A 269-nucleotide genomic window follows, 5' to 3' on the forward strand; every position below is an offset into this window, starting at 1 on the left:
GAAGTCCCGGCCCGAGACGCGCCCGTTCCAGCAGCGCCCCAGGCCACGTTCGCTGCCGCTGCCGGCGCGTTCGGCGTTGTCCGTGGCAGTGGGCGCGGACACGGAGGCGCTGGAGCTGTCGGTGCGGCCGTCGTCCACCGAGGTGGACTGGGCCACGGCGTCGCCCGGACCGGGCTGCGCGGCCGCCGGCGACGTGATGCCGCCGAGGGCGCCGAAGGCCAGGAGCGCCGCCGTCCCGGACGAGAGCAGAGCATCGCGGATCTTCATGG

1 pseudogene is annotated in these 269 nt (G+C 75.8%); it reads right to left on the reverse strand.

What is annotated here, in order from left to right:
- Nucleotides 1–269 (reverse strand): annotated as a pseudogene (locus tag ACSNOK_RS34400) (hypothetical protein); the annotation flags it as partial.

The sequence above is a fragment of the Streptomyces sp. URMC 126 genome (assembly GCF_051386555.1).
Classification (GTDB): domain Bacteria; phylum Actinomycetota; class Actinomycetes; order Streptomycetales; family Streptomycetaceae; genus Streptomyces.